Genomic DNA, 239 nt, shown 5'->3' on the forward strand with positions numbered 1-239 from the left:
CTCTTACTCTTTTACGATATCTTATACTTTTTAGTGCCTTCAAATCGTATTCGTAAAATCCTGCAGATTCGTAAAGTTCAATAATCCTCTCTCTTTCTGGACCATTCAAAAGCTTACAGAGGGATAGCAGATAATCTCGAAGACAAAGCTCGTGGGGAATATTATGATCCTTTGCACCTTCAAGAATATAATCTTGAATAAGGCCCTCATACTTTTTAAGTATTTTTATATTCCTATAC

General features: G+C 34.3%; 1 protein-coding gene. It reads right to left on the bottom strand.

The features are described from left to right. The coding region (locus M901_RS17930; protein WP_034719803.1) for a hypothetical protein at positions 1-239 on the bottom strand (239 nt) is incomplete at both ends.

Source organism: Bacteriovorax sp. DB6_IX (assembly GCF_000447775.1).
In the GTDB taxonomy this organism is placed as follows: Bacteria; Bdellovibrionota; Bacteriovoracia; order Bacteriovoracales; family Bacteriovoracaceae; genus Halobacteriovorax_A.